Consider the following 25,818-nt stretch of genomic DNA (forward strand, 5'->3'; position numbering starts at 1 on the left):
GTTAGGTACCCGCCTGGTGCCGGCGCTCGAGGACGGAGTGCAGCGTCATCATGCCGAGGATGATCGCGCCGATGAAGATGTTGTAGGCGAGGCCGGGCACGCCGATCAGCACGATGCCGTTGCGCATGACGCGCAGGATGAACACGCCGAGCACGGTGCCGATGATGGTGCCGCGGCCGCCCATCAGCGCGGTGCCGCCGATCACCACCATGGCGATGACCTCGAGCTCGTAGCCGGCGCCGCTGTTCGGATTGGCGGCGGAGGTCCGGATCGAGCTGATCACGCCGGCGAAGGAGGCCATCGTCGCCGACAGCATGAAGAGCAGCACCTTGGTGCGGTTGACGTTGACGCCGCGCGCCCGTGCCGCGCCGGGATTGCCGCCGGTCGCCTGGATCCAGTTGCCGGCCTTGGTCTGGGTCAGCACATAGCCGAGCAGCAGCGCGAAGCCGATGAACCAGAACAGCGACATGTAGATGCGGAAGGGGCCGACATAGAAATCGCCGACCAGCACATGCGCCAGCCAGTGCTGTCCCGCGCTCCAGGTCCGCTGCGGGAAGCCGTCGGAGATGAACAGCGCGACGCCGCGCACGACGAGCAGCATGCCGAGCGTGACCAGGAAGGACGAGATCTTGATCCGCGTCACGAACAGGCCGTTGGCGAGCCCGATCAGAGCCGCGACGGCGAGCGCGATCAGGAACGCGACCTCGAGCGAGGTGATGCCGGAGTTGAAGAGGGTCCACATCAGCACCGGCGCGAAGCCGAACACCGAGCCGACCGAGAGGTCGAACTCGCCGGCCGTCATCAGGAGCGTCATGGCCAGCGCGATCAGGCCGAGCTCGACGGTGAAGGACAGGGTGTTGGAGATGTTGAGCGGCGACAGGAAGTCCGGATTGATCGACCAGAAGATCGCGATTTCCACGATCAGCAGAACGAGCGGGCCGAACTCCGGCTTCGCGATGAAGCGCTGGATGAAGGAGCGGTTTTCCACGGGCAGACCGAATGGCGTGAGGGCAGGCAGGTCGCCGCCGCTTGGACGCGGTCATGCGGCCGTCGATCGACGGGGCATCCGCGACGCCGTCGCGGATGCCCGCTCCTGCGGGACTACTTGCCCGAAAGGATGTTGTCGTAGAGCTGCGCCGTGTCCTTCTCGTACAGGGCGCCGGTGATTACGTTGAAGCCCGGAGGAATGCCGCTGGCCGCCATGTTGGCGAGCGACAGGGCGACGTAGCTGGTCGCTTGCGGGTCCTGCCACTGCGCGGCGTTGACATAGCCGTTCAGCACTTCCTGCGTGGTGTCGAGCGAGTTGCCCCAGCCGACGACCGGGATTTCGCCCGGCTTGACGCCGACCTGGTCGAAGACGCGCTTGATCGAACCGGTGACGAGATCGCCGAGGCCGATGATCGCTTTCACCTTGGTCCGGTTGGCGGTGAGGTAATCGACCATGCGGGTGATGACCTCGGCCTGGTCGAGCGTCGCCTCGGTCACCTCATAGGTGATGCCGAGCGGCTCGAACACGCTCTTGATGCCTTCCTCTTCCTGCACGCCATAGGTGGCGCCCGGGATCTCGACCGGCATCCAGACGAAATCGCCCTTCTTCACCAGGCCCTTGTCGACCAGATACTGCGCCCAGCCACGGCCGAACACGACGTTGTTGCCGCCGACATAGGCGTTGAACGACGCCTTCGGGTCGGGGGTGTTGAAGTTGATGATCGGGATCTTGGCGGCGTTGGCTTCCTTCGCGACCTCGACCAGGCTGCCGGGATCCGGGCTGGTCGTGACGATGCCGTCGGCCTTGGCGGCGATGGCGGCGCGTACGGCCTCCTGGTGCGAGGCGACGTTGCCCTGGTGGAACGAGGTGTTGACCGTGTTGCCGGTATCCTTCGCCCACTGCTGGGCACCGGCAAGGAAGTAGGTCCAGACCGGGTCGGCCGACGTGCCGTGCGAGATCCAGTAGAAGGTCTTGGCCTGGGCCGCGACCGGCATTGCCAGCGCTATCATTGCGCCGGACAAGAGTACCGCGAGCTTCTTGAACATTGGCATCCTCCCATTGAACGTTTCGTTCATGCGACCACGGCTATGGCTGCCGCTTCGCCGCTTTTCGCGGCGCGCTTGCTGCCCGGTCGAGAGGTGCCTCTACGCCGTTGGCAGCAGCGGTCTCGGGGGGAGACTGACACAATTGCCGCGTGCGTCAACTGACGCTGCGACAGATTGTCCAAAAAAATGACACCGCTGTCATTGGCGCAACGCCTCGGCTCTGCCGGATGGCATCAGAGCCGGTCGCGCAGCGCGTACCAGCTCATGCCGGCGACGAGCGCCGGCCAGCGCAGCAGCTTGCCGCCGGGGAAGCGGGGGCAGGGGAGCGCGGCAAAGGCGTCGAGCTTGCCGGGATTGCCGAGGATGGCCTCGGCCAGGATCTTGCCGCCGAAGGGGGCCAGCGCCACGCCCTGGCCGGAATAGCCGGAGGCGGCAAAGACGCCGCTGCGAAGCTTGCGCAGGAAGGGCAGGCGGTTGACCGTGACCGCGAGCGTGCCGCCCCATGCGTAGTCGATCCTCGTGCCATCGAGCCCAGGATAGATCTTCAGGAGATGGCGCCGCACGAAGGCGAATATGTCGGCGGGGTCGCTGCGCGAATAGGTCTCGCCGCCGCCGAACAGGATGCGTCCGTCCGGCGTCGGCCGCCAGTAATAGACGACGAAGCGCGAATCGGAGACCGCCTCGCCGCCAGGGATCAGGCCGCCAGGACCACCGGCGCCGATCGGCTCCGTCGTCAGGATGAAGTTCTTGATCGGCATGGCGCGGGTTTCGGTTTCTGGGTCGATGCCGTCGAGCAGGCCGTTGCCGGCGAGCACGACGATATCCGCCTTGATCCGGCCACGTAGCGTCTCGATCATCGGCGTCTCGCCGTCGACGAGCTTCCTGGCTGCCGTGCCCTCATGGATCCGCGCCCCGGCCTTCTGGGCGGCGCGCGCCAGTCCCTGCGCGAATTTCAACGGATGCAGGTGGCCGGCGGTGCGATCGAGCCGGCCGCCGAAATAGCTGTCGCTGCCGATCATCGGCGCCAGCCGGTCGCGGTCGATCCATTCGGCCGGTGTGTAGCCATAGTCGCGGTTCAGCACCTCGACATAGTGGCGCTCCTCTGCGACGAGGCGCTCCTTGTGCACGGCCTCGATCAGGCCGGGTCGCCACTCGGCGTCGATCTGGTGCTTGTCGATCAAGTGGTGGACGAGCGCCTTGGCTTCCTCGGCCAGGCGGAACAGTTCCAGGGCGGCCGGCTTGCCGAGCCGCTTTTCCAGCCATTCCTGGTCGCGGCGTTGGCCTGTATGGAGTTGGCCGCCATTGCGCCCGGAAGCGCCCCAGCCGACCTTCTCCGCCTCGATCAGCACCACGTCGATGCCGGCTTCGGCGAGGTGCAGCGCCGCCGACAACCCGGTGTAGCCGCCGCCGACGATGACGACGTCGGCGCGCGTATCGCCGTCGAGCGGGGCGAAGGCGAGGTCCTTGTCTGCTGTCGCGGCATACCAGGAAGGGGCGTGCGGCTTCATCGCGCGCCTCACAGGAGGCCGAGCCGCTTCAGCTCGGCCTGGGTGTCGTCGAGCGTCTTGCGGGCGGAGGCGATCAGCTGGTCGGCCTCGTCATGGCTGAGCGTCAGCGGCGGCGCGATGATCAGGCTGTCGCGCACGGCGCGCATGACGAGGTTGTTCCGGAGCGAGATGTCGCGTGCGATCGTGCCGACCTTGCCGGTATCGGCGAACTTCTCCGTCCGCGACGGCTTGTTCGGCACCAGTTCAATGGCGCCCATCAGGCCAGTCATGCGTGCCTCGCCGACCAGCGGATGGTCGGCGAGAGCGCGCCAGCGCGCCTGCAGATAGGGGCCGATATCGTCGCGTACCCGCTCGACCAGCTTTTCGGATTCGAGAATGCGCAGGTTCTCGACCGCCGCGGCGGCGGCGACGGGATGGGCCGAATAGGTGAAGCCGTGATGGAATTCGCCCGCGCCGTAGAGGACGTCGGCGACCTTGTCGGAAACCATGACGCCGCCGATCGGCAGATAGCCGGAGGAGACGCCCTTGGCGAAGGCCATCAGGTCGGGCTCGATTTCGAAGGTCTCGGAACCGAACCAGTTGCCGGTGCGGCCGAAGCCGGTGATGACCTCGTCGGCGACCAGCAGGATGTCGCGCTCGGCGAGGATGCGCTTTACTTCCGGCCAGTAGGTGGCGGGCGGGATGATGACGCCGCCGGCGCCCTGGATCGGCTCGGCGACGAAGGCGGCGATCCTGTCCTCGCCGATCTCGTCGATCGCCTTTTCCAGTTCGCGCGCGGCGTAGACGCCGAATTCGTCAGGGCCCATCTCTCCGCCCTCGCCGAACCAGTAGGGCTGGGCGATGTGGTGGATGCCGGGGATCGGCAGGCCGCCCTGGCTGTGGATCGACGTCATGCCGCCGAGGCTGCCGCCGCCAAGCGTCGAGCCGTGATAGGCGTTCTTGCGCGCGATCAGGACCGACTTTTCCGGCTTGCCGAGGCTCGCCCAGTAGTGGCGCACCATGCGGATGACGGTGTCGTTCGCCTCCGAGCCCGAGCCGGCGAAGAAGACGCGGTTGAACTGCGGCGGCGTCAGCCGCGCGAGCGTCTCGGCCAGTTCGATCGCCGGCGGATGGGTCGACTTGAAGAAGGTGTTGTAGAAGGAGAGATCCGCCATCTGCCGCTGCACGGCCTCGGCGATCTCCTTGCGGCCATGGCCGATATTGACGCACCAAAGGCCCGACATGCCGTCGAGGATGCGGTTGCCCTCGGAATCCCAGATCCACGAGCCCTCGGCCCGGACGACGACGCGGCTGCCCTCCGCGTTAAGGCTCTTCATGTCGGAGAAGGCATGGATGTGGTGCGCCGCGTCGCGGGCGCGATAGTCGGCGGTGACGTTGGATGGCTTCGTCATGGGCAGGTCCGGTTGCGGTCTTGCATGGATCCTCGCCGGGCCGCGGGCCCGACGAGAATGCGCCTTATAGGGTCGGCCGGCGGCCTAGACGTTCAGCAGCAGGAATTCCCGCTCCCACGGGCTGATCACCTGCATGAACGTCTCGTATTCGGCTCGCTTGATGGCGCCATAGGTGGCGACGAAGCGCTCGCCGAAGATTTCGGCCAGTTCTTCCTGTTCCTCGAACAGCGCGACGGCTTCCAGCAGCCCGCGCGGCAGGTCGATCTCGTTCGAATTGGCCGAGCCGGAGACGGGGTCGCCGACCTTCAGTCCCTCCATCAGGCCAAGATAGCCGCAGGCGAGCGACGCGGCCATGGCGAGATAGGGGTTGGCGTCGGAGGAGGGCAGTCGGTTTTCCAGCCGCCGCCCGGCCGGATTGGAGTTCGGTACGCGCAGGCCGACCGTGCGGTTGTCGTAGCCCCACTGCGTGTTGACTGGCGCCGAGGACGAGCGCACCAGCCGGCGATAGGAGTTCACATAGGGGGCCAGCATGCAGAGCACGGCGGGCAGGTATTTCTGCGAGCCGCCGATGAAGGCGAAGAACTTCGAGGTCGGGTCGCCGTCCTCGTCGGAGAAGATGTTCCTGCCAGTCTCGACGTCGACGACCGACTGGTGGATGTGCATGGCCGAGCCCGGCTCGCGCGACATCGGCTTCGCCATGAAGGTGGCGTACATGTCGTGCCGCAGCGCCGCCTCGCGGATGGTGCGCTTGAACAGGAACACCTGATCGGCGAGCGCCAGCGGGTCGCCGTGCAGCAGGTTGATCTCCATCTGCGCGGCGCCTTCCTCGTGGATCAGCGTGTCGATCTCGAGGCCCTGCTGCTCGGAAAAGTCGTAGATGTCGTCGAACAGGTCGTCGAACTCGTTGATCGCCGCGATCGAATAGGACTGGCGCGCCGCCTCCGGGCGGCCGGAGCGCCCGGTGGGCGGCTCCAGCTGGTAGTCGGGATCGGTGTTCGGCTTGACCAGGTAGAACTCGAGCTCGGGCGCCACCACGGGCTGCCAGCCCTGGTGCGAATAGAGCTCGATGACGCGGCGCAGCACCTGGCGCGGCGCGGTTTCCACCGAGCGCCCGTCGCGGTGATAGGCGTCGTGGATGACCTGCGCGGTCGGGTCTGCTTCCCACGGCACGACGCAGAGCGTCGACAGGTCGGGCTCGAACATCACGTCCTGGTCGGCGGCGTCGCTGACGAAGCGGGCATCGTCGTCGGGATAGTCGCCCGTGATGGTCTGGGTCAGGATCGAACCGGGCATCGACATGGTCGGTCCCGCGAGGAATTTCTGCACCGGCATCATCTTGCCGCGGGCGACGCCGGCCTGGTCTGGCACGACGCATTCGATGTCCTCGATGCCGCGCGCCTTCAGCCAGTCCCTGGCCTCATCCAGCGACTTGACGCCACGGACATCACCCTCGATGGCCTTGGCGCCCTTCTTCCGTTTTGCCACGATTTCCCCTCGGCTTTCACGCGACTGTCCTGAAGTGTCGCCACGGCTGGACCGAAGTCAACTTGGATGCGTTGTCCATGCGGCGTCGGGTCCCTGCCAGTGGTCGCAGGAAACGGTTGAGGTAGGCCAAAAAGCCTTCTAACGTCTAAATTCGGGAACAGAATTGTGGCCGGCCCGCGAGGGTCGATGCGGCTGTATCTAGGGGAACTATATGATCAAGCATATCTTCAGCGGCGTTGCGCTCGGCGCGATGCTGGCCGTCGGTTCGATCAGCGGCGCCGCCGCCGCCGACAAGGAACTGCACATCTTCAACTGGTCGGACTACATCGATACCTCGATCATCGAGGACTTCACCAAGCAGACCGGCATCAAGGTCGTTTATGACGTCTACGATTCCATGGAAATCCTGGAAACGAAGATGCTGGCCGGTGGGTCGGGCTACGACATCGTCGTGCCGACGGACCGCAATCTGAAGCGCATGATCGACGTTGGCGTGTTCCAGGACCTCGACAAGTCGAAGATCCCGAACCTCTCCCATATGTGGGACGAGATCACGACCCGTCTCGCCACCTATGATCCCGGCAACAAGATCGCCGTGAACTACATGTGGGGCACCACCGGCATCGGCTACAATGTCGAGAAGATCAAGGCGGCCATGCCGGACGCGCCGGTCGACTCGATGGACATGTTCTTCAAGCCGGAAGTCGTGTCGAAGTTCAAGGACTGCGGCGTTTACATGCTGGATTCGCCGGATGACGTGATCCCGGCCGCGCTCAACTATCTCGGCCTGCCGCCGGATTCCAAGAACCCGGACGAGATCGCCAAGGCGGGCGAGTTGCTCGAGAAGATCCGTCCGTATATCCGCAAGTTCCATTCGTCGGAATATATCCAGGCGCTGGCCAATGGCGACATCTGCCTGGCCTTCGGCTATTCGGGTGATGTGATCCAGGCGCGCACGCGCGCCACGGAAGCCAACAACAAGGTCGAAGTCGGCTACGCGATCCCGAAGGAAGGCGCGTTGCTGTGGATGGATTCGATGGCGATCCCGAAGGACGCGCCGAACCCGGAGGCAGCGCTCGCCTTCATCAACTACATCCAGCAGCCGGAAGTGATCGCCAAGGCGACCGACTACGTCGCCTACGCCAACGGCAACAAGGATTCGCAGGCCTTCATCAACAAGGAGATCCTTGACGATCCGACGATCTACCCGCCGGCGGACGTGATGAAGAAGCTCTACACGACGACGCCGAACGACCCGAAGGTTCAGCGCGTCGTGACGCGGCTCTGGACGAAGATCAAGAGCGGCACCTGATCCGATGGACAAAAGAGGCCCGGTCTAGTACCGGGCCTCTTCACGACGGGCATGGAACGCGGGTGGAGGCCCCATGGCAGGTAAGTCGCTTTCAGCGGGCAAATCGCTCGGACCGATCCGCAGGGCCTTCGCGCCCTGGAACGATCCGGCCGCGAAGCCCTTTATCCAGTTCCAGAACGTCACCAAGACGTTCGGCGATTTCACCGCCGTCGACGATCTCTCTTTGAACATCTACGAGCGCGAGTTCTTCGCCCTGCTCGGTCCGTCCGGCTGCGGCAAGACCACGCTGATGCGCATGATCGCCGGCTTCGAGGAGCCGACCAGCGGCCATGTCATGCTCGACGGGCAGGATCTCGTCGGCGTGCCGCCCTACCGGCGCCCGACGAACATGATGTTCCAGTCCTATGCGCTGTTTCCGCACATGTCGGTCTGGGATAACATTGCCTTCGGCCTGAAGCAGGACGGCATGCCGAAGCCGGAAATCGCCACCCGCGTCGACGAGATGCTGGCGCTGGTCAAGCTCGAGAAATTCTCCAAACGCAAGCCGCACCAGCTTTCCGGCGGCCAGCGGCAGCGCGTCGCGCTGGCCCGCTCGCTCGCCAAGAAGCCGAAAGTGCTGCTGCTCGACGAACCTCTCGGTGCGCTCGACAAGAAGCTGCGCGAGGATACCCAGTTCGAGCTGATCGACCTGCAGGTCAAGCTCGGCATGACCTTCGTCATCGTCACGCACGACCAGGAGGAGGCGATGACGGTCGCCGACCGGATCGCCGTGATGGACCAGGGCAAGATCGTCCAGATAGCGACTCCGGCGGAAATCTACGAGCAGCCGAATTCGCGCTATGTCGCGGACTTCATCGGCGACATCAACCTGCTCGAAGGCCACGTATCCTCCGTCGAGGGTGGTGTGGCGACGCTCGATTGCGACGGCACCGGCGCGAAGGTGCAGGTCAGCCAGGACGGCGGCGCCAAGCTCGGTGACAAGGCCTGGTTCGCGGTCCGGCCGGAAAAGGTCGCGATCTCGCTGACGCCTCCCGCGGATCCGGGCGTCAATGCCGTCTCCGGCGAGGTCTGGGACATCGCCTATCTCGGCGACGTCTCGATCTACCATGTGCGGCTCGCCACTGGCGCCACCGTCAAGGCCACCATCACCAACACCACCCGTCTCGTCGAGCGGCCGATCACCTGGGACGACAAGGTCTGGCTGACCTGGTCGCGGGACGGCGGCGTCGTGCTCACGAGGTAGTCCGATGGCCAATCGTTCCTCCGGACATTCGCCCCTTCGATGGCTGGTCGTCGCGATCCCCTATCTGTGGCTGATCGTGCTGTTTTTGGTCCCGTTCCTGATCGTGGTGAAGATCTCGCTGTCGACGACGGCGATCTCCATGCCGCCCTACTCGCCGGCGTTGGATGTCTCCGGCGGCATCGGCGCGCTCTGGGAGCAGATCAAGGAATTCAGCTTCGACAACTACGTCTTCCTGACCAAGGACGCGCTCTACTGGGAATCCTACCTGTCGAGCCTGAAGATCGCGGTGATCTCGACCTTCCTGATCCTTTTGATCGGCTATCCGATCGCCTATGGCATGGCGCGCTCCCGCAAGGAGTGGCGGACAACGCTCCTGATGCTGGTGATCCTGCCGTTCTGGACGTCGTTCCTGATCCGCGTTTACGCCTGGATCGGCATCCTGAAGCCCGAAGGGCTGCTCAACCAGCTGCTGCTCAGCCTCGGCGTGATCAGCGAGCCGCTCAACATCCTGCCGTCGACGCTCGCCGTCTATATCGGCATCGTCTATTCCTACCTGCCCTTCATGATCCTGCCGCTCTACGCGACGCTGGAGAAGCTCGACGAGACGCTGCTCGAGGCGGCCGCCGATCTCGGCTGCCCGCCGATCCAGGCGTTCTGGAAGATCACCTTCCCGCTGTCGATCCCCGGCGTCATCGCCGGCTGCTTCCTCGTCTTCATTCCGGCGGTCGGCGAGTTCGTGATCCCCGATCTTCTCGGTGGTTCCGACACGCTGATGATCGGCAAGACGCTGTGGGCCGAGTTCTTCTCGAACCGTGACTGGCCGGTCTCGTCGGCGGTCGCCGTCGTGCTGCTGGCGATCCTGGTGATTCCCATCATGCTGTTCCAGAATGCCCAGAAGAAAGCGTCGGAGTAGGCCCATGCGGACAGGTTCGCTTTCTTCGCGCGATATCGCGGCGGTCCGATGGGGAGGGGCACGATGAGACGCGGCGCTTCCTGGTTCAACGTCACTTCGATCACGGTCGGCTTCGCCTTCCTCTATCTGCCGATTGTCCTGCTCGTCGTCTATTCGTTCAACGCCTCCAAGCTTGTGACGGTATGGGGCGGCTTCTCGACCAAATGGTATGTGTCGCTCCTGAGCAATCAGGGCCTGCTCGACGCTGCCTGGGTGACTATCCGCGTCGCGCTGCTGTCGGCGACCTTCGCCACCATTCTCGGCACGCTGGCGGCGATCGCACTGGTGCGCTTTGGCCGCTTCCCGGGTGGCACGCTGTTTTCCGGCATGGTCTACGCGCCGCTCGTCATGCCCGAGGTCATCACCGGCCTCGCGATGCTGCTGCTCTTCGTCGCTATCGGCTTCGCGCGCGGCTTCTGGACCCTGACGCTGGCCCATATCACCTTCTCGATGTGCTTCGTCGCGGTAGTGGTGCAGTCGCGGCTGATCACCTTCGACCGCAGCCTGGAGGAGGCGGCGCTGGATCTTGGCTGCCCGCCGCTCCGCACCTTCTTCACCATCACGCTGCCGCTGATCCTGCCGGCGGTGGTGGCTGGCTGGATGCTGGCCTTCACCCTGTCGCTCGACGATCTCGTCATTTCGAGCTTCACGACCGGCCCCGGCGCGACCACTCTGCCGATGAAGATCTACAGCCAGGTCCGCCTTGGCGTGACGCCGGAAATTAACGCCATCTGCTCGATCCTGATCGCCATTGTGGCGACGGGCGTCATCATTGCTTCGGTCGTGACCAAGCGCCGCGAGGTTGAGCGGCAGCGCGCGGAGCGGCTGGCGATTCAGGGCGTTTGAGAACAGGCTCAGGAATTACCCGGGTAATATTGACGTGTTGATTTTGCCCGGGTAAAACGCCGTCTGTTCAGGAAGGGCGTGATGATGAGCATTCCACAGCAGGTCTACTGCACGGCGTTTCAGGGCCTCCGGCGCATTGCGTCGGGGCTGCTGCCCGACGTGGCGCTGAAGAGCAAGGAGGCTGTCGACCAGGGCGGCGAGCCGGTGCTGCTCTTCGATGATGACACCAGCCGGCTGATCGAGGTCGATTTTCGCGGCTCGGCCGGCGAAGTCCTCGCCCGGCTGACCGATGACCGGCCGGTGGCTCCGAAGGCGCCGGTGGAAACGGCGCCGCCGCGCGGTCCCGGCCGTCCGAAGCTCGGCGTCGTCGCGCGCGAGGTGACGCTGCTGCCGCGCCATTGGGAGTGGCTCGGCAGCCAGCCCGGCGGCGCCTCGGTGGCGCTGCGCAAGCTGGTCGACGAGGCGCGCCGCAGCGGCGAGGGGCGCGATCGGGCTCGGCGCGCGCAGGAGGCGACGCAGCGCTTCATGACGGCGATGGCGGGCGACCAGCCCGGATATGAGGAGGCGAGCCGGGCGCTGTTCGCCGGCGACCGTGAGCGCTTCCGCCAGATGACGGCCGCCTGGCCGGTCGACATCCGCGACCATGCCGGCAAGCTGGCCGGCCCGGCCTTCGAAGACGCCTGATCCGAAATGAGGCTTTCGCTGTCGCTGCCGCCGCTCTGGAAGACCTTTCTCGTCTTCCTCGGGCCGATGATCCTGAGCAACATCCTGCAGGCCCTGTCGGGCACGCTCAACAACATCTATCTCGGGCAGATGCTGGGCGTCGGCGCGCTCGCCGCCGTCGCCGCCTTCTTCCCGATCCTGTTCCTGTTCATCTCCTTCACCATCGGCCTCGGCGCCGGCGCCTCGGTGATGATCGGCCAGGCGTATGGCGCGCAGAAGCTGGAGACGGTAAAGGCGGTCGCCGGCACGACGCTGACGGTGGCGATTCTGTTCGGCGTGGTCGTGGCGATCTTCGGCGGCGCGTTCACGGGTCCGATCCTGCAGGCGGTCGGTACGCCGGCCGACATCCTGCCCGACGCCACCCGATATGCGCGTATCATGCTGATCGCGATGCCGGGGCTGTTCGTCTTCCTGCTGATGACCTCGATGATGCGCGGAGTCGGCGACACGGTAACGCCACTCTATGCGCTGACGGTTTCGACGGTGACTGGCCTGCTGGTGACGCCGGCGCTGATCCGCGGCTGGTTTGGCCTGCCGCAGTTCGGCATCGCCAGCGGCGCCTATGCGTCGATCGTGTCGTTCCTGGTCGCGCTCGCCTGGCTGTTCTTCCACATGCGCCGGCGCAAGCATCCGCTCGCGCCCGATGCCGTGCTGATCCGCCACCTGCGCATCGACGGCAAGCTGCTGCTCGCCGTGCTCAGGATCGGCATTCCTTCGGGCGTGCAGCTCGTGCTGGTCTCGCTGGCGGAAATCGCCGTGCTGGCGCTGGTGAATTCGTTCGGCTCGGATGCGACGGCCGCCTATGGCACCGTCAACATGGTGATCAACTACGTGCAATTCCCGGCGATCTCGATCGCCATCACCGTGTCGATCCTCGGCGCGCAGGCGATCGGCGCCGGCCGCGCCGCAGCCCTCGGCGTCATCACCCGCACCGGCATCCTGCTGAGCCTCATCATCACGGGCGGTCTGGTAACCCTCTGTTACCTGTTCTCGCGAACCCTGATCGGATTCTTCATCACTTCCGAGCCGGTGATCGAACTCGCCCAGACGCTGCTGCACATCGTGCTCTGGGGCTACATCATCTTCGGCATGTCGAGCGTGCTGGCCGGCGTCATGCGGGCGAGCGGCACGGTGCTGGTGCCGACCCTGATCTCGATCGTCGCGATTGTCGCCATCGAGGTGCCGGTCGCCTATGGCCTGTCCGGCCATTTCGGCATCAACGGCGTCTGGGCCGCTTATCCGATCGCCTATATCGCCATGCTGGCCATGCAGGCGAGCTATTACCAGTTCGTCTGGCGCAGGAAGTCGATCCAGAGGATGGTCTGAGGCGGCGTCGCCGCCTCGGTCGCCGCGCCGGCGTCCGTCCTAGCGCATCGCCGGAAGCAGGGCGCGGGCGAAGCGGCGGACCGGTCCGACCGGGGGCTCGGCGCCGTTGTCGCTGCGGCGGGAAAGGCCGCTGAAGTCCGGCACCAGCGTCGGGTGCCCCCAATTGCCGCCGATGACGAAGGGAACGCGGACCGGGCCGCTGGCGGCGCCGCCGGTGGCGCGCTGGATTGTGAGGTCGCCGCGGGCGCTCAGCGAGGTCGCCTGCAGCGGCGCCTCGCCGGTGAGGTTGATCTGGTAGCCGCTTCCCGTCACCTGGATCCCCGGCGTCGCCACCTGGTCGGCGTCGATGGTGAAGGTCCCCTCGGCTTCGGTGAACTTGGTCGAGCCGCCGAGCAGGTTGCCGCTCATCGTGCCGTCGGCGGTGATCTGCTGCGACAGTGCCGAGACGTTCACGCCATCGAAGCTGCCGTCGGCGACGGTCGCCTTGCCGCTGCCGGTGAGCGAGGTCATCAGGCCGTTCCAGTTGGTGCCGTGCGCCGACAGGCTGAGCGTGCCGGAGCCGATGCCGTCGAGATGGCCGATGCCGAACAGGTCGGAGAGCGCGGCGCGGACCGGCAGGCCGTCGATGCGCGCCTGCAGCGAGCCCGAGGCGGCCTGGTCCTGCAGCGAGGCCGAGAGGCTGGCGGAGAGCCGGCCGCCATAGAGCAGCGCCTCGCCGATCGAGAGGTTCAGCCGGTCGTCGCGGATCGTCGCCGAGGCGGCGGTGCGGCCGAGCCGGGCGCTGCCGAGCAGCACCTGCGCCGCAGAGATCCGGAGGTCGAGGTCGTTGCTGTCGAGCGCGGCGAGCGGCAGCGGCTCGTCGGGCGTCGCCCGCGCCGAGGCGACCAGGCTCGAGAGCGCCTCGGCATAGGCGGAAAGGTCAAGGCTCTCGAATGCCAGCGTGCCCTGCACGGAAGGCCGGGAGCGGGCGAAGTCGATCGAAAGCGCGCCCTCGCTGTCATTGCCGTCGACGCTGATCTTGGCGTTGGCGAAGGTCAGCGTGCGGGCCGCCAGGCTGGCATGGGATTCGATCGAGGCGCTGCCGAGCGTCGAACCCTCGCCCATCGGCATGTTGAATATGCCCGCAAGGCGGCGGATCGACGGCGTGGTGACCGAAAGTTCGCCCTCGCCCTCGGGGTCGGCGAGATTGGCGACCGTGCCGGTGAAATTGGCGCGCAGCGGCGTTGAGGCGATGGCGAAGCGGAGCGCCGTCTGGCGGCCGCTGACGAGGTCGAGCGGCGTGCCGATCGACCCGTTGAAGTCGAACGCCTCGTTCTTCCAGGTGGCGCTGCCCTTGAGGCTTGCGGTCGCGGCAGGGTCTGGCCAGTCGATCCGGGCGTCGACGCCGGTCAGCAGCAGTTCCTTCTTGTCGCTGCCGACATAGTGCAGCGTGCCGCCATGGATGACGAGGCGGCCGAGCTCGGAATCACCGCGCAGCGCCCGCGGCAGGTTCCAGTTCGGCAGGCCCTTGTCGTCGACGCCGAAGCGGAACACCGGATTGTCGAGTTCCAGCACGGACGGGCGAACGCGGCCGATCAGGAGCGGCAGGAAGCTCAACTCGGCCGAAAGCGAATCCATCTCGACGAGCGGCTTCGGATCGCGGTCCGAGCTGATCCGCACCTTTGCGAAGGTGACGGTCGGATAGGGATTGAAGGCGACGGTCGGCGCGCCCTCATAGGTGAGCGCACGGCCGCTCCACCCCGCGACTTCGCGCGTCAGGGAACGACGGACGGCTTCGATCGTGACCAGCTTGGGCGCCAGAAGGACGAATGCGCCGCAAAGAATCAGAATCGCTGCGAGGGCGAATAGGATTTTTTTCATGTCACCCGGTGACGATTGCCCCTAACGTTTCGGTAGGTGCCACGACCGAATGGCACCCGGATAGGCAGAATTCCGTGATTTCGCAAGGCTTTTCTCGCCTGTCCCGGCTTGGTTTCTGACGTGACTTGGCGGCAGGCTGCGGATATCCATGGCAGGACAGCGAATTTTTGCCGCACTGCAACCTAGCCGGATAGGATTCCTCCCCATGACGTCCGCGAATATCCCGGCCAGTTCCGAACAGCCCCTGTGGGTGCCATCGGCGGCGCGCCTCGCCGACCATCCGATGACGCATTTTCGCGCCGCAGCGGCGGAGTGGACCGGCCTGCCGCTGCCCGATCATGACGCGTTGCACCAGTGGTCGATCGACGACCGTGCGGCGTTCTGGGACCTCGTCTGGGATTTCTGCGGCGTCGAGGGCGACAAGGGCGAGCGGCTGTTGGTCGATGGCGACCGCATGCCCGGCGCGCGCTTCTTCCCCGATGCGACACTGAACTTCGCCGAGAACCTGCTCAGGGTATCGGGCGATGACGACGCGCTCGTCTTCTGGGGCGAGGACCGGGTGAAGCGGCGGCTATCTTGGGACGATCTGCATGCGCTGGTGTCGCGGCTGCAGCAGGCGCTTGTCGCCGCCGGCGTCAAGGTCGGCGATCGCGTCGCCGCCATGATGCCGAACATGCCGGAAACGATCGCCGCCATGCTGGCGACCGCCTCGATCGGCGCGGTTTGGTCGTCCTGCTCGCCGGATTTCGGCCCGCGCGGCGTGCTCGATCGCTTTGGCCAGATCGAGCCGACCGTCTTCATCGCCTGCGACGGCTACTACTATGCCGGCAAGACCATCGACATCGCGCCGAAGCTGGCCGAGATCGTGCCAAGCCTGCCGACCGTGCGAAAAACCGTCGTCGTTCCCTATATCGGCACGGCGGAGGCGACCGCCGCGACGCTGGCGAACGGTGTCTCGCTCGACGCCTTCCTGGCGCCGTTCCCGGTCGCGCCGGTCGCCTTCGCCGCTATGCCCTTTGCCCATCCGCTCTACATCATGTTCTCGTCCGGCACGACCGGCGTGCCGAAATGCATCGTCCATTCGGCCGGCGGCACGCTGCTGCAGCACCTGAAGGAGATCCATCTCCATTCGGGCGTCGGTGACGGCGACCGGATGTTCTATTTCACCACCTGCGGCTGGATGATGTGGAACTGGCTCGTATCCGGCCTCGCCGCGGGCGCGACGTTGCTGCTTTATGACGGCTCGCCGTTCCATCCCGGCCCCGAGATCCTGTTCGATTATGTCGATGCCGAGCAGATGACCTTCTTCGGCACCTCGGCCAAGTTCATCGATGCGGTCCACAAATCCGGCGCGCGGCCGATCGAGACGCATGATCTCTCGACCCTGAAGACGATGACCTCGACCGGGTCGCCATTGGCGCCGGAGAGCTTTTCCTTCGTCTATGAGGGCATCAAGAAGGACATCCAGCTCGCGTCGATCTCGGGCGGCACCGACATCGTTTCCTGCTTCGTGCTCGGCATTCCCGAAAAGCCGGTCTGGAAGGGCGAGATCCAGGGGCCGGGCCTCGGCCTCGCCGTCGACGTCTGGGACGAGGACGGTACGCCGCTGGCGCGCGGCAAGGGCGAACTGGTCTGCCGCAAGGCGTTTCCCTCCATGCCGATCGGCTTCTGGAACGATGCCGATGGCAGCCGTTATCACGCCGCCTATTTCGACCGCTTCGACAATGTCTGGTGCCATGGCGACTTCGCCGAATGGACGGCGCATGGCGGGCTGATCATCCATGGCCGATCGGACGCGACGCTCAATCCCGGCGGCGTGCGCATCGGCACGGCAGAGATCTATAACCAGGTCGAGCAGATTCCCGAGGTGCAGGAAGCGCTGGCGATCGGCCAGGATTGGGACAACGACGTTCGCGTCGTGCTGTTCGTGCGCCTGCGGGACGGCGCCGTGCTCGACGAGGCGCTTGCCAGGACGATCCGCGACAGGATCCGCACCGGCGCCTCGCCGCGCCACGTACCGGCCAAGATCATCGCCGTCGCCGACATTCCCCGCACCAAGTCCGGCAAGATCGTCGAGCTCGCCGTGCGCGAGATCGTGCATGGCCGGCCGGTCAAGAACCAGGAAGCCCTCGCCAATCCCGAGGCGCTGGCGCTCTATCGCGATCTGCCGGAACTGGCCTGAGTCGGCGGAAGGCGGTAGGGACCGGGTGAAGGATAGCAAGGCCCTCACCCCACCCTCTCCCGCGAGCGGGCGAGGGCTTTGCGGCCGGCGATCCCCATCGATTGCGAACGCTATACAAGCACGATCGGACTCCCTCGCCCGCTCGCGGCAGAGGGGGGGGTGAGGGGCTTTCTTGGCGCTTTCCAGAACTGGAGCCTGAAAGTGCGACGGGGGGCGCTGCTTTCTAGAACAGGCTCTCCTGCGTCGGCGGCTTCGGCTTGGCGGCCTTCTTCGGACGGGGCTCGGCGGCCCCACCGGCGGCCACGGCGCCGATCTTGCCGTCCTGGAACTCGATCGTCAGCGCCTCGCCGCTCGTGACCTTCGACGCCATGCGCACCGTCCTGCCCTCGGCATCGGTCACCAGCGCGAAGCCGCGCGCCAGCACGCTGCGATAGGAGAGTGTCTCGGCCAGTCGCCAGGCGCGGTCGAGCCGGTCGCGGTTCTTCTCGACGATGCGGATGAAGGCGCGATTGCCGCGCTGGTCGAGTTCGGCGATCTGCACGGCGCCGCGCGCCAGGCGCTGCGATAGAGGCTCGACGCGGAGGCGTCCGGCGATGCGGGCGAAGCCGGCGCGCTTGCGCTCGGCATGGACTTCCAGCGCGCGGCCCTGCCGCTCGCCGAGCGACGTCAGGCGGTCGCGGGCGCGGATCGTCAGGCGATCGAGCGAGGCGGGCGAAAGCCGCCCGGCGGTGCGTTCCAGCCGGCCGCGATGGGCGAGCGTGTTGGCGCCGAGCGCGCGGCCGATGCGGGCGGCGAGCTCGTCGAAGGCGCGGCGCGGAATGGCGAGCAGGTCGTCGAGCCGGGGCAGGGCGCGGGTCGCTGCCCGCAGTTCGCGCTTTCTGCCCTCGATCAGGCGGAGCATGGCGCCATCGAGCCGGCGGTCGAGATCGCCGACCGTTCCGACCAGTTCCGAACGCACCGGCACGGCCATTTCGGCGGCGCCCGTCGGCGTCGGGGCGCGCAGGTCGGAGGCGAAATCGATCAGCGTCGTGTCGGTCTCGTGGCCGACGGCGGAGATCAGCGGGATCTGCGAGGCCGCCGCCGCGCGCACCACGATCTCTTCGTTGAAGCCCCAGAGGTCCTCGAGGCTGCCGCCGCCGCGCGCGACGATCAGCACGTCCGGCCGGGGGATCGCGCCGCCCGGCGCCAACGCGTTGAAGCCGGCGATGGCGGCTGCCACTTCCGCCGCCGAGGTCTCGCCCTGCACCCGCACCGGCCAGACCAGCACCCGGACGGGGAAGCGGTCTGCAAGGCGATGCAGGATGTCGCGGATGACCGCGCCGGTCGGCGAGGTCACGACGCCGATCACGCGCGGCAGATAGGGGATCGGCTTCTTGCGCCCGGAATCGAACAGGCCCTCGGCGGCGAGCTTGCGCCGGCGCTCCTCGAGCAGCGCCATCAGCGCGCCGACGCCGGCCGGCTCCAGCGACTCGATGACGATCTGGTATTTCGACGAGCCGGGGAAGGTGGTCAGCTTGCCGGTGGCGATGACCTCCATGCCTTCTTCCGGGCGGAAGCGCAGCTTGCCGAAATTGCCCTTCCAGATCACCGCCTCGATCTTGGCGCGGTCGTCCTTCAGGGCGAAATAGGCATGGCCCGAAGAGTGCGGCCCGCGATAGCCCGAGATCTCGCCGCGCACGCGCACGAAGCCGAAGGCGTCCTCGACGGTGCGCTTCAGCGCCATCGAGATTTCGGAGACGGAATACTCGCCGGCGTTATGGACGGGATCGGGCAAGTCGGTCGCGGCCTTCCATGATTCCCGCAGGGACGGCGGGTAGCTGTCGGCCCTGAATGCCTCCGCCGTCCGCCCCGGTCAAGCCGGCAGCCGCGCCACCTTGCGGCGCGGCGGGGCATTGCGTAATCGAAGCGTATGTCGCGCTATGATTTCACCACCCAACGCCTGTTCCTCGATGCGCCGCTCGACGCTGGCGCCCGCGTCGTGCTGGACAAGGGCCAGACCAATTATCTCGTCAATGTGCTCCGCATGCGCGAGGGCGACCCGGTCCTGATCTTCAACGGTCGCGACGGCGAATGGCGCGCGACGCTGGCCGAGGCCGGCCGCAAGGGGGCCGTGCTGCGGGCGGACGAACAGGCGCGTGAACAGACGCCCGCCTCTTCGCTCCACTACCTCTTCGCGCCGATCAAGCAGGCGCGGCTCGACTACATGGTGCAGAAGGCGGTCGAGATGGGGGCGGGACTGATCCGCCCCGTCATCACCCGCCGCACTCAGGTGACCCGTCTGAACGATGACAGGCTCGTCGCCAACGCGATCGAGGCGGCGGAGCAATGCGGCGTGCTGTCGATCCCCGAGATCGCCGCCCCGGAGCCGTTGAGCGCCTTGCTGGCGCGCTGGCCGAAGGACGAGCCGGAGCGGCGGATCATCTTTTGCGACGAGGACGAGACCGGCGCCGATCCGGTCTCCATCCTGCGCGCGCTGCCAAAGGGGCCGCTCGCCGTGCTGATCGGTCCCGAGGGCGGATTCTCGCCGGAAGAGCGCGAGACGCTGCACGCGCTCCCCTTCGTCACCGCGATCCCGCTTGGGCCGCGCATCCTCAGGGCCGACACGGCCGCCGTCGCCGCGCTGGCGCTGGTCCAGGCCGTCGCCGGCGACTGGGTCGAGGGCGGATCGGGTCCCGCTGTATAAGTCGCAATACACAGCTCACGAAATCGTGACCGCGATGCTTTTCAGCAGTGCATCGAAGCGTCGTCTTGCTCCGCCAAGAGAAACGCGCGCCGTCTGGATTCATTCCATATTAGAACTCGTCTAAACTGAAGAACAAAAGCGATACGGCCGGTTGACCTCTATTCGCGATGATGAGATGCAGCCGGCAGAAGTCGCCGAACAACGACGGCGACCAGGGTTCCGCCCCCTCAATGAACGGAGTTCACTATGCCTAGCCTGACCCGCCTGATCCAGGGCGCCGCCGCCGCCGCCGCCGCGCTGCTTGCGACGACCACGCTTTCCGCCCATGCGGCGGGCGAAGTGAACGTCTATACCACCCGCGAGCCGGGCCTGATCCAGCCGCTGCTGGACAGCTTCAGCAAAGAGACCGGCATCAAGGCGAATGTGATCTTCGTCAAGGAAGGCCTCGCCGAGCGCGTCGCCACCGAAGGCGAGAACTCTCCGGCCGACCTGCTCTCCGTCGTCGATTTCGGCAACCTGATCGAGCTCAGCGACCGTGGCCTGACGCAGCCGGTCAAGTCGACCGTGCTGGAGGAGGCGATCCCCGCCAATCTGCGCGACGCCGACGGTCAGTGGTACGGCCTCTCGATGCGCGCCCGCGTGATTTATGCCTCGAAGGACCGCGTCCAGGACGAGACGCTGACCTATGAGGATCTCGCCGACCCGCGCTTCAAGGGCAAGGTCTGCATCCGCTCGGGCCAGCACCCCTACAACACCTCGCTGATCGCCGCCGTGATCGCCAAGGACGGCGCCGATACCGCCAAGGAATGGCTCACCGGCGTCAAGGACAACCTCGCCCGCAAGGCCGGCGGCGGCGACCGCGACGTCGCCCGCGACATCCTCGCCAATCTCTGCGACGTCGGCGTGGCCAATTCCTACTATGTCGGTCTGATGCGCTCCGGCAAGGGCGGCCCCGAGCAGGTCGAGTGGGGCAACGCCATCCGCGTCATCCTGCCGACCTTCAAGGACAAGGCCGGCACGCATGTGAACGTCTCCGGCGCCGCGGTCGCCAAGAACGCGCCGAACAAGGAAAACGCCGTCAAGCTGCTGGAATACCTCGTCTCGCCGGCGGCGCAGGAGATCTACGCCAAGGCGAATTTCGAATATCCGGTTCGCGCCGGCGTCGCGCCCGATCCGATCATCGCCGAGCTCGGCACGCTGACCGTCGATCCGCTGCCGCTGACGGCGGTCGCCAAGGACCGCAAGCAGGCGAGCGAACTGGTCGACGTGGTCGGCTTCGACGGCTGATCCCCTGCATGCGCCGAAATATCGGCCTCTGCCGCGATACCTCATGCCCCGGAACCCCCGGGGCATGAGCGATTCCGCCATCGCGATGCAGCCGCCGCGGCCAGCGCCGGCCCGGTCGGACCGGCCCTGGCGGATCGGCTCCGCCATCCTCGTCCTGCTGGCGCTGGCGCCGATCGGCGGCCTCGCCTTCTTCGCCTCGCGCGGCTCGGGCGAGCTCTGGCCGCACCTGATCGCCAACGTCCTGCCGGTTGCGGCGCGCACGACGGCGCTGCTCCTCCTCGGCGTGGGCATCCTGGTCACCGTCCTCGGCATTGGTACGGCATGGCTGGTCACGGCCTATCGCTTTCCCGGCCGACGCCTGTTCGAATGGGCGCTGCTCCTGCCGCTCTCGGTGCCAAGCTACGTCATGGCCTTCGCCTATCTCGACGTGGTGCATCCGGTCGGGCCGCTGCAGACCGGGCTGCGCCATCTCTTCGGCATCGCGGATCCGCGCGGCCTGCGGTTTCCCGAGATCCGCTCGCTGGGCGGCGCCATCCTGCTGCTCGGCCTGATCCTCTATCCCTATGTCTACCTGCCGGTGCGGGCGCTGTTCGTCATGCAGTCGGCCTCGCTGCTGGAAGCCTCGCGCACGCTCGGCGCCGGGCGCTTCCGCGCCTTCCGCACCGTAGCGCTGCCGCTGGCCCGTCCCGCCGTCGCCGTCGGCGTCAGCCTGGCGCTGATGGAGGCGTTGAACGACATCGGCGCGTCGGAATTCCTCGGCGTCCGCACGCTGACGGTCGCGATCTACACGACCTGGGTCACCCGTTCGTCGATCGAGGGCGCGGCGCAGATCGCGCTGGTCATGCTGGCGATCGTCTTCGCCCTCGTGCTGCTCGAACGCCTCGGCCGGCGCGGCATGAATTATTCCGCCCCGCGCGGCAACGCCCAGCCGATGGCGCAGCCGCTCTCGGGCGGCGCGGCGCTCCTTGCCGTCGTCGCCTGCGCGCTGCCGATCCTGCTCGGCTTCATCGTGCCGGCGAGCTATCTCGTCGTCTCGGCGGCGCGGCGCATCGCGCTCGGCGGCCTGCCGGCCGATCTCTGGATCTGGACCGGCAACAGCGTCCTCTTCGCCGCCATCGCCGCGGCGCTCACCATCGCCATCGGCCTGTTCCTTGCCACGGCGGGGCGGATGTCGCGGCGGAAGTCGCTGCACGGCATGATCCGCCTCGCCGGCATCGGCTATGCCATTCCCGGCACGGTGCTCGCCGTCGGCCTGCTGGTGCCGATCGCCGGCCTCGACAACTGGATCGCCAATGCGGTGAAGGGTGTCTGGGGCCGATCGCCGGGCCTGATCCTGATGAGTTCCGGCGCGGCGCTGGTGCTGGCCTATTGCCTGCGCTTCCAGGCGATCACGATCGGCGGCATCGAATCGGGCTTCAGCCGCATCAGCCCGTCGATCGACATGGCGGCGCGCAGCCTCGGCGCCGGCACGGCGAGGCTTTCCGGCGGCATCCACATGCCGCTGCTGTCACCGGCGATCGCCGCCGCCGGCCTGCTCGTCTTCGTCGACTGCATGAAGGAACTGCCGGCGACGCTGCTGCTCCGGCCGTTCAATTTCGAGACGCTCGCCACCTACGTCTATGGTGAGGCGGCGCGCGGCACCTATGAGGACGGCGCGATCGCGGCGCTGGTCATCGTCTTCGCCGGCATGCTGCCAGTGGCGCTGCTGGCCCGCGCCGGCACCCGCGAGCGGCGAAGGCCGCTCGCCTGAGTCGCCGGAACTGGCTAGCCTTTCAGGCTTTTGCCCCGGATCTCGTCGATTGTCGCCGAGGGCGAAATCGCCTGCGGGTCGACCTTCACATGCAGGATGGCGGGCTTGCCGCTCGCGGCGGCGCGCTCGAACGCCGGCAGGAATTCCTCCGTCGTCTCCACCGTCTCGCCATGGCCGCCATAGGCGCGGGCCAGCGCGGCGAAATCCGGATTGACGAGCTTCGTCGCCTCGATCCGGTCCGGATAGCTGCGCTCCTGGTGGGCGCGGATGGTGCCGTACATGCTGTTGTCGACGACGATCACGAGGATGGCGGCGCCCTCCTGCGCGGCGGTGCCGAATTCGTTGTTCGTCATCTGGAAGCAGCCGTCGCCGGCAAAGGCGATCACCGTGCGCTCTGGATAGCGCAGCTTGGCGGCGACCGCGGCCGGCACGCCATAGCCCATCGAGCCTGAGGTCGGCGCCAGCTGCGTATTGGGGCCGCGGAAGCGGTGATAGCGGTGCACCCAGTTGGCATAGTTGCCGGCGCCGTTGGTGAGGATGGCGTCCTTGCCGAGCCTTTCGCGCAGCGTCCGCATCACCGCGCCCATCTCGACGCCGCCGACATTGCGCGGCTTCGGGTCCGACCAGTCGCGATAGGCCTTGTTGGCGGCGCGCGTCTCGGCGCCCCAGGGAATGGTCGCCGGCGGATGCACCGCCTCGAGCTGGGCTGCGAAGCCGTTCGGCGTGGCGTTGACGGCGAGCGCCGGCCGGTAGACCCGGCCGAGCTCGTCCGAGCCGCCATGCACATGCACCAGCGTCTGCTTCGGCTGCGGGATGTCGAGCAGCGTATAGCCGGAGGAAGGCATCTCGCTCATCCGCCCGCCGACCAGAATCAGCAGGTCGGCCTCCCTGACCCTTTTGGCGAGCGCCGGGTTGATGGCGATGCCGACCTCGCCGGCGAAATTCGGATGCTCGTGGTCGAACAGGCCCTGGCGGCGCAGCGAGACGCCGACCGGCAGGTCGAAGCGTTCGGCGAAGCGCTGCATCGAGGCGATGGCCGCGTCGCTCCAGCGCGAGCCGCCGAGCACCAGCAGCGGCCGTTCGGCCTTCCAGAGCAGCTTCTGCAATTGCGCCGTCTGGGTCAGGCCGGGATAGGTCTCGATCGGCTCCGAGGCGCCGACGGAGGCGACGGCGGTCTTCTCGCGCAGCATGTCCTCCGGCAGCGCCAGCACGACGGGGCCGGGCCGGCCCGACGTCGCCACCTGGAAGGCGCGCGACAGGAATTCGGGGATCCGCGCCGCCTCGTCGATCTCCGCCACCCATTTGACGACGTCGCCGAACATGCGGCGATAGTCGATCTCCTGGAACGCCTCGCGCTCGCGCATCGAACGGCCGACCTGGCCGACGAACAGGACCATCGGCGTCGAATCCTGCATCGCCACATGCAGGCCGGCAGCGGCGTTGGTCGCTCCCGGTCCGCGCGTGACAAAACAGATGCCCGGCTTGCCGGCGAGCTTGCCCCAGGCCTCGGCCATCATGGCCGCGCCGCCTTCGTGCCGCGCCACCGTCACGGGGATCGCCGAATCATGCAGCGCGTCGAGCACGGCCAGGTAGCTCTCGCCGGGCACGCAGAAGACGCGTTCGACGCCATTGGCCTCCAGCGCCTCGACGATGAGGCGGCCGCCGGTACGGGAGGGGATGACGTCGGGCATGAAGGAGATCCTTGCGAGAGGCGGGTTTATCCGACCCCCAGGCTCGAACCGGGGGATCGCTTAGAAGGGGATGGTGGCATCAACTTCTGTTCGGCGAAAGCCGGTGTCGCTAGACTGGCCGGCACGGGGCCAGACGAGGGACGTCGAAAGTGCGTAGCGGATCATTTCTCCGGCGGAGCAGCCTGGCAGGCATGGCCATGGCGGCGCTGATGATGGCGTCGTTTCCGGCCCCGGCGGCCTCGGCGGAAGATGCCGAAGAGGACAAGCCGGCCTATCCGACCGCCGAATTCGCGGAGGGCGCCAAGGAGGCGACCGTGACCAATTCCGGCATCACCGCGCGGGTGTTCCAGGAGCGTCGGCCGCAGATCGATCCGGATGACGACGTGCCGGTGCTGCAGGTCATCGTGAACGGCAAGATGGTGCTGGAGCATGTCGGCACCGCGTCGGGAATGTCCGTGCCGTCGATGAGCGCCTCGATCGTCGATATCGACCCGACCAACAAGAGCAAGGAAGTCTATTTCAGCAGCTATACCGGCGGCGCCCATTGCTGCTCCGAGGTCGTGGTGGCGACCGAGACCGACAAGGGCTGGGTGGCCGTCCCGGTCGGCGCCTTCGACGGCGACGGCGACTACCTGCAGGACCTGAACGACGACGGCGAGGCCGAGATCGTCACGGTCGACAACAATTTCCTCTACACCTTCGATTGCTATGCCTGCAGCGCGGCGCCGCTCGTCATCAAGTCGGTGCGCGACGGCAAGCTGGTCGACATCACGACGGAGCCGCGTTTCGCCAAGGCGCATCGCGATTGGCTGCGGCAGCTCGAAGACGATTCCGATCCGGTCGAGCGCTGGAAGTCGCCCGGCTTCCTCGCCGGGTGGGTCGCCGCCAGCATTCGCGCCGGCGAGGGCGAGCAGGCCTTCAAGCAGCTGCAGAAGCACTGGAACCTCGCCACCGACCCCGGCGAGGAGACCTGCGTCACCGGCGGCGACATCGATACCTGCGCCGCCAAGGACCGCAAGACACTGAAGTTTCCCGAGCGTCTGAAGCTATTTCTCGACCATAACGGCTACCGCTTCTGATTTTTTCGCCGGCGAGGCAACGGAAAGCGGGGTCTCGCGCGTTGAAGCCTATGCGGGTGGCTTTGGACGCGTGCGCGCGTCCCCTATCGTATGGGATGGAAGATCATGCTTTCTCGACGTTCTCTGTTGACCGGGCTTCTGGCCGCGGCCGTTGCGGCGCCTCTGGCGACGATGGCCCCAGGCGATGCAGAGGCGCAGCAGTGGGGCCCGGGCCCCGACCGCCGGCCGCCGCCGCCGCGCCGTGAACGCGTCCCGCCGCCGCGCCGTGGCTATTACTGGCGTCCGGGTCACTGGGAATGGCGCCGCGGTCGCTATGTGTGGATGAGCGGCGGCTGGATCCCGGCGCGGCCGGGCTATCGCTATCGCCGGTCGGACTGGGTCTGGCGCAATGGTCGCTGGGTCTATGCGCCGGGCGGCTGGTACCGCTGATCTCGGCGGGTTGAATTGGAAACGGCGCGGAATTTCC

Annotated in this window: 20 protein-coding genes; 12 read left to right on the forward strand and 8 right to left on the reverse strand. The window is 66.7% G+C overall.

From position 1 onward, the window contains the following. Position 1: 1 nt before the first annotated feature. The 5 genes from WFK98_RS00665 to WFK98_RS00685 form a co-directional block, all read right to left on the reverse strand. Positions 2-988, reverse strand: a complete 987-nt coding sequence (locus tag WFK98_RS00665; RefSeq protein ID WP_266340619.1) for an ABC transporter permease — start codon at positions 986-988, stop codon at positions 2-4. Positions 989-1,101: 113 nt separating this feature from the next. Then, positions 1,102-2,034 carry a substrate-binding domain-containing protein gene (locus WFK98_RS00670; protein ID WP_266340618.1) on the reverse strand — a complete coding sequence of 311 codons (933 nt, stop codon included), beginning with the start codon at positions 2,032-2,034 and terminating at the stop codon, positions 1,102-1,104. A 233-nt stretch (positions 2,035-2,267) separates the two neighbouring features. Next, positions 2,268-3,542, reverse strand: coding sequence for an NAD(P)/FAD-dependent oxidoreductase (locus tag WFK98_RS00675; RefSeq protein WP_336798937.1), 1,275 nt, complete (start codon positions 3,540-3,542; stop codon positions 2,268-2,270). A gap of 8 nt (positions 3,543-3,550) precedes the next feature. Further along, a complete protein-coding gene (locus tag WFK98_RS00680) occupies positions 3,551-4,933 on the reverse strand; it encodes an aspartate aminotransferase family protein (RefSeq protein WP_336798938.1) in 1,383 nt (460 codons plus the stop codon). 84 nt (positions 4,934-5,017) lie between these two features. Further along, on the reverse strand, positions 5,018-6,418 hold the full coding sequence (locus tag WFK98_RS00685; protein WP_266340615.1) for a glutamine synthetase family protein: 1,401 nt from the start codon (positions 6,416-6,418) through the stop codon (positions 5,018-5,020). A gap of 250 nt (positions 6,419-6,668) precedes the next feature. On the opposite strand from WFK98_RS00685, the gene WFK98_RS00690 reads away from it, so the two are divergent. From WFK98_RS00690 to WFK98_RS00715, 6 genes are all read left to right on the forward strand, one after another. Continuing rightward, positions 6,669-7,730 carry a polyamine ABC transporter substrate-binding protein gene (locus tag WFK98_RS00690; protein WP_277614356.1) on the forward strand — a complete coding sequence of 354 codons (1,062 nt, stop codon included), beginning with the start codon at positions 6,669-6,671 and terminating at the stop codon, positions 7,728-7,730. Between the two features lie 73 nt (positions 7,731-7,803). Beyond that, on the forward strand, positions 7,804-8,973 hold the full coding sequence (locus WFK98_RS00695) for an ABC transporter ATP-binding protein (protein WP_336798939.1): 1,170 nt from the start codon (positions 7,804-7,806) through the stop codon (positions 8,971-8,973). Positions 8,974-8,977: 4 nt separating this feature from the next. Then, positions 8,978-9,886 (forward strand): ABC transporter permease subunit, encoded by a 909-nt coding sequence (locus WFK98_RS00700; protein ID WP_336798940.1) that lies wholly within the window; start codon positions 8,978-8,980, stop codon positions 9,884-9,886. A 63-nt stretch (positions 9,887-9,949) separates the two neighbouring features. After that, entirely contained in the window at positions 9,950-10,771 is an 822-nt protein-coding gene (locus WFK98_RS00705; protein ID WP_266340611.1) for an ABC transporter permease, read from the forward strand. Positions 10,772-10,852: 81 nt separating this feature from the next. Further along, positions 10,853-11,455: a DUF2239 family protein gene (locus WFK98_RS00710; RefSeq protein ID WP_266340610.1), complete on the forward strand. Its 603-nt coding sequence runs from the start codon at positions 10,853-10,855 to the stop codon at positions 11,453-11,455. 6 nt (positions 11,456-11,461) lie between these two features. Continuing rightward, on the forward strand, positions 11,462-12,820 hold the full coding sequence (locus WFK98_RS00715; RefSeq protein ID WP_336798941.1) for an MATE family efflux transporter: 1,359 nt from the start codon (positions 11,462-11,464) through the stop codon (positions 12,818-12,820). Positions 12,821-12,859: 39 nt separating this feature from the next. Here WFK98_RS00715 and WFK98_RS00720 read toward each other — a convergent pair whose 3' ends face one another. Beyond that, complete coding sequence (locus WFK98_RS00720; protein WP_266340608.1) at positions 12,860-14,680, reverse strand: AsmA family protein; 1,821 nt, start codon at positions 14,678-14,680, stop codon at positions 12,860-12,862. A 205-nt stretch (positions 14,681-14,885) separates the two neighbouring features. Here WFK98_RS00720 and WFK98_RS00725 point away from each other — a divergent pair, with 205 nt between their 5' ends. Beyond that, positions 14,886-16,862, forward strand: a complete 1,977-nt coding sequence (locus WFK98_RS00725; protein ID WP_336798942.1) for an acetoacetate--CoA ligase — start codon at positions 14,886-14,888, stop codon at positions 16,860-16,862. A gap of 223 nt (positions 16,863-17,085) precedes the next feature. Here WFK98_RS00725 and xseA read toward each other — a convergent pair whose 3' ends face one another. Next, positions 17,086-18,636 (reverse strand): exodeoxyribonuclease VII large subunit, encoded by a 1,551-nt coding sequence (xseA, locus tag WFK98_RS00730; protein ID WP_336798943.1) that lies wholly within the window; start codon positions 18,634-18,636, stop codon positions 17,086-17,088. Positions 18,637-18,771: 135 nt separating this feature from the next. Here xseA and WFK98_RS00735 point away from each other — a divergent pair, with 135 nt between their 5' ends. From WFK98_RS00735 to WFK98_RS00745, 3 genes are all read left to right on the forward strand, one after another. Continuing rightward, entirely contained in the window at positions 18,772-19,545 is a 774-nt protein-coding gene (locus WFK98_RS00735) for a 16S rRNA (uracil(1498)-N(3))-methyltransferase (RefSeq protein ID WP_266340605.1), read from the forward strand. 246 nt (positions 19,546-19,791) lie between these two features. Next, complete coding sequence (locus WFK98_RS00740) at positions 19,792-20,832, forward strand: Fe(3+) ABC transporter substrate-binding protein (RefSeq protein ID WP_442907354.1); 1,041 nt, start codon at positions 19,792-19,794, stop codon at positions 20,830-20,832. 64 nt (positions 20,833-20,896) lie between these two features. After that, positions 20,897-22,582, forward strand: a complete 1,686-nt coding sequence (locus WFK98_RS00745; RefSeq protein ID WP_336798944.1) for an ABC transporter permease — start codon at positions 20,897-20,899, stop codon at positions 22,580-22,582. A gap of 14 nt (positions 22,583-22,596) precedes the next feature. On the opposite strand, the gene WFK98_RS00750 is transcribed toward WFK98_RS00745, so the two are convergent. Continuing rightward, positions 22,597-24,273 carry a thiamine pyrophosphate-binding protein gene (locus WFK98_RS00750; protein WP_336798945.1) on the reverse strand — a complete coding sequence of 559 codons (1,677 nt, stop codon included), beginning with the start codon at positions 24,271-24,273 and terminating at the stop codon, positions 22,597-22,599. Between the two features lie 191 nt (positions 24,274-24,464). Between WFK98_RS00750 and WFK98_RS00755 the strand changes: the two genes are divergently transcribed. Both WFK98_RS00755 and WFK98_RS00760 read left to right on the forward strand, forming a co-directional pair. Then, complete coding sequence (locus WFK98_RS00755; protein WP_336798946.1) at positions 24,465-25,352, forward strand: hypothetical protein; 888 nt, start codon at positions 24,465-24,467, stop codon at positions 25,350-25,352. Positions 25,353-25,457: 105 nt separating this feature from the next. Continuing rightward, positions 25,458-25,781, forward strand: coding sequence for a twin-arginine translocation signal domain-containing protein (locus WFK98_RS00760; protein ID WP_336798947.1), 324 nt, complete (start codon positions 25,458-25,460; stop codon positions 25,779-25,781). Positions 25,782-25,818 lie beyond the last annotated feature (37 nt).

This window comes from Kaistia sp. MMO-174, from assembly GCF_037147815.1.
In the GTDB taxonomy this organism is placed as follows: Bacteria; Pseudomonadota; Alphaproteobacteria; order Rhizobiales; family Kaistiaceae; genus Kaistia; species Kaistia nematophila.

Coding starts and splice junctions, on each gene's coding strand:
- WFK98_RS00680 (WP_336798938.1), bottom strand. CDS start 4,933: ATGACGAAGCCATCCAACGTCACCGCCGACTATCGCGCCCGCGACGCG.
- WFK98_RS00745 (WP_336798944.1), top strand. CDS start 20,897: ATGAGCGATTCCGCCATCGCGATGCAGCCGCCGCGGCCAGCGCCGGCC.
- WFK98_RS00760 (WP_336798947.1), top strand. CDS start 25,458: ATGCTTTCTCGACGTTCTCTGTTGACCGGGCTTCTGGCCGCGGCCGTT.
- WFK98_RS00690 (WP_277614356.1), top strand. CDS start 6,669: ATGCTGGCCGTCGGTTCGATCAGCGGCGCCGCCGCCGCCGACAAGGAA.
- WFK98_RS00750 (WP_336798945.1), bottom strand. CDS start 24,273: ATGCCCGACGTCATCCCCTCCCGTACCGGCGGCCGCCTCATCGTCGAG.
- WFK98_RS00715 (WP_336798941.1), top strand. CDS start 11,462: ATGAGGCTTTCGCTGTCGCTGCCGCCGCTCTGGAAGACCTTTCTCGTC.
- WFK98_RS00675 (WP_336798937.1), bottom strand. CDS start 3,542: ATGAAGCCGCACGCCCCTTCCTGGTATGCCGCGACAGCAGACAAGGAC.
- WFK98_RS00700 (WP_336798940.1), top strand. CDS start 8,978: ATGGCCAATCGTTCCTCCGGACATTCGCCCCTTCGATGGCTGGTCGTC.
- WFK98_RS00705 (WP_266340611.1), top strand. CDS start 9,950: ATGAGACGCGGCGCTTCCTGGTTCAACGTCACTTCGATCACGGTCGGC.
- WFK98_RS00725 (WP_336798942.1), top strand. CDS start 14,886: ATGACGTCCGCGAATATCCCGGCCAGTTCCGAACAGCCCCTGTGGGTG.
- WFK98_RS00755 (WP_336798946.1), top strand. CDS start 24,465: ATGGCCATGGCGGCGCTGATGATGGCGTCGTTTCCGGCCCCGGCGGCC.
- WFK98_RS00740 (WP_442907354.1), top strand. CDS start 19,792: ATGCCTAGCCTGACCCGCCTGATCCAGGGCGCCGCCGCCGCCGCCGCC.
- WFK98_RS00735 (WP_266340605.1), top strand. CDS start 18,772: ATGTCGCGCTATGATTTCACCACCCAACGCCTGTTCCTCGATGCGCCG.
- WFK98_RS00670 (WP_266340618.1), bottom strand. CDS start 2,034: ATGTTCAAGAAGCTCGCGGTACTCTTGTCCGGCGCAATGATAGCGCTG.
- WFK98_RS00695 (WP_336798939.1), top strand. CDS start 7,804: ATGGCAGGTAAGTCGCTTTCAGCGGGCAAATCGCTCGGACCGATCCGC.
- WFK98_RS00710 (WP_266340610.1), top strand. CDS start 10,853: ATGATGAGCATTCCACAGCAGGTCTACTGCACGGCGTTTCAGGGCCTC.
- WFK98_RS00720 (WP_266340608.1), bottom strand. CDS start 14,680: ATGAAAAAAATCCTATTCGCCCTCGCAGCGATTCTGATTCTTTGCGGC.